Origin of the sequence: Micromonospora maritima, assembly GCF_902825405.1 — a bacterium.
Taxonomy (GTDB): domain Bacteria; phylum Actinomycetota; class Actinomycetes; order Mycobacteriales; family Micromonosporaceae; genus Micromonospora; species Micromonospora maritima.
Genome location: NZ_CADEAU010000626.1, coordinates 1 through 2,744, shown reverse-complemented (window position 1 = coordinate 2,744; position 2,744 = coordinate 1). Strand labels below are relative to the sequence as shown.

2 protein-coding genes are annotated in these 2,744 nt (G+C 70.4%); one reads left to right on the top strand and one right to left on the bottom strand.

Going from position 1 to position 2,744, the window contains the following annotated elements:
- Positions 1 to 530: uridine kinase family protein (locus HUW36_RS30145; protein ID WP_174531193.1), on the bottom strand; the 530-nt coding region annotated here is incomplete at its 3' end.
- A gap of 192 nt (positions 531 to 722) precedes the next feature.
- Here HUW36_RS30145 and HUW36_RS30140 point away from each other — a divergent pair.
- Positions 723 to 2,744: sensor histidine kinase (locus HUW36_RS30140; RefSeq protein WP_174531192.1), on the top strand; the 2,022-nt coding region annotated here is incomplete at its 3' end.

Genomic DNA, 2,744 nt, shown 5'->3' with positions numbered 1-2,744 from the left:
CCCAGCCCGGTCTGCCGGCGCAGCACGGCCGGCTCGGTCCGCAGCAGGGTGATCCCGCGCCGGACCAGCACGCGGGGGGCCTTGCGCTGCTCGGCGAGATCGCGGGCGAGCCGGCGCAGGAAGGTCGCGCCACGCGGGCGGCGCAGCGCGTACGCCCCGGCGAGCAACCCCCGGCGACGGCACTCGGCGACGATCTCGGCGGCGAAGATCCCTTCGGCGACGAAGATTGGCGATCCGTCGACGTCGAATGGCCGGGTGGCCACCCGCCGGTCCGCGCCGATCGCATAAACCGGCACTTCGGCCTTGCCCTCCCGGGCCAGTCGGGCAATTGTTTCCACCGCCGTGTCCGCATCCCAGGACAAGGGGGACTCCCAGTCCACCTGTCCGTTTCGACGCGGACACGTAGGGTCATCGCCGTCCTTGTAGAAGTCGTCCAGGCACAGCACCGGAAGTCCGGTTCGTTGGGCAATGTACGACTTTCCCGAGCCGGAGGGCCCGGCGAGCAGGACGACGCGATGCGGGTGTTCCATTACCTTCAGTGACTCCGGCCAGACGGATTGCTATCAAATTGCATCAACATCTCATCACACCTCCGGCGAGGGACAACCTGGGCTTTCTCTTTGCGAGGCGGCGTGATGGAATCTCGGAGGTCCGACCCGCCGGGTCGGTCGCTCGGCGTTGCCCGCAGGTGACGTCGGACGCGGTTTTGCGAGGGCGGTGACGTGAGCAAACGGCCAACGACGGCGGGCTCCTTCCTGTCGCGGCTGCGCCGGCCGGCGAGTCGGCTGCGCGACATGCCGATCTGGTCCAAGCTCGGTCTGATCATGATCGTGCCGACCATCGCCACGGTCGTGGTGGGCACCAGCGGTCTGGTCGACCACCTGGAGACGCTCAACAATGCCAACCGGGCCGGCGATCTCGCCAGCCTGATCGGCTACTCGGGTGACCTGGCCGACACCATGCAGGACGAGCGGGTCGGTTCGGTGCTCTTCCTCGGTGCGAAGGAACTCCAGACCCGGGCGCAGTACCAGGAGGCGTACAACCGGGCCAACCAGCGGGTCGACCAGGCGAAGGGCCCCTACCTGCGCCAGCGGGGCGAGATCGACGACCTGCCGCGCAACTTCGAGGCCCGGCTGGACGAGATCGACGACCAGCTCAAGGACCTGCCGGCCACCCGCAGCCAGGTGCTGAACGGCAAGCTCAAGATCGACGAGGCGGAGAAGGCGTACGAGCGCCTGATCAACGACCTGCTCTCGATCCGTGACTCGGCCACCCAGCTCGCCGGTGACAACGACCTGAGCGACCGGATGCGTGCCGCCGCGACGGTCGCCCGGCAGAAGGAATACCTGGCCCAGCGCCGGGTGGTCGTGCACCAGGCGCTCACCCAGGGGCAGTACAGCCCGGCACTGCGCGAGCAGTTCATCGCCAGCGGCACCGCCCAGGCGCAGGCCCTCGCCACGTTCCGGTCGGTGGCCACCCCGGCCGACGCCGAGTTCTTCGACCAGACGGTCGAGGGACCCGACCTGCGCAAGGCCGAGAACCTGTCCGGCTTCATCTCGGCGAACACCAGCGGCTCGATGAAGAACGCGCCGTTCGGCCCGGACCAGTGGGACCAGGCGATGGTCGGCTACGCCAAGCTGATCCGCACGGTCGAGTCCCGGCTCGACGGCAACGTGGTCCGGCAGGCCGACGAGCTGCGGTCGGACACGCAGCGCCAGGTGTTCCTGGAGACCGGCCTGCTGCTCACCATGCTGCTGCTGGCCATCCTCTTCGCCTACCTGGTCGCCCGGTCCATGGCCCGCTCGCTGCGTGACCTGCGTCAGGGCGCCCTCTCGGTGGCCCAGTACGGCCTGCCCCAGGCGGTGGCCCGACTGCGCGACCCGCAGGTGACCGGCCAGCTCTCCCCGGTGCAGCTCGCCAACCAGATCGCCGAACCGCTGCCGGTCCGCAGCAAGGACGAGTTCGGCCAGGTGACCGAGGCGTTCAACGCCGTCCACCTGGAGGCCGTCCGCACCGCGGCCGAGCAGGCCGCCCTGCGCGCCTCCGTCGCGACCATGTTCGTCAACCTGGCCCGCCGTTCGCAGATCCTGGTCGACCGGCTGATCGGCCACCTCGACCGGCTGGAGCGCGGCGAGGAGGATCCGGACCGGCTGGCCGAGCTGTTCCAGCTCGACCACCTGGCCACCCGGATGCGCCGCAACGACGAGAACCTGCTGGTCCTCGCCGGCGCGGACTCCACCCGGGTGCAGCGTGAGCCGGCCGCCCTGATCGACGTGCTCCGCGCCGCCCAGTCCGAGGTCGAGCACTACACCCGGATCGAGTTCGGGGTCATCGACCGGGACATCGAGGTCGCCGCGCACGCGGTCAACGACCTGGTGCACCTCGTCGCCGAGCTGTTCGACAACGCCACCGCCTTCTCGCCGCCGGACTCGAGCGTCATGGTCGAGGCCCGTCGGGTCGGTGACCGCGCCTCGCTCTACGTGGAGGACCGCGGCATCGGTATCAGCTCCGAGCAGCTGCGCGACCTCAACGAGCGGCTCGCCACGCCGCCGCAGGTGGACGTGGCGGTCTCCCGGATGATGGGCCTCGTCGTGGTCGCCCGGCTGGCCTCCCGGCACGGCGTCAAGGTCGAGCTGCGGCCGGCCGCCGACCGCGGCACCGTCGCCGACGTCACGCTGCCCACCACGGTCCTGGTGCCGCGCGCCCTCTCCGGCCGTGGGATGCCGACGCCGGCGCTGCCGGCC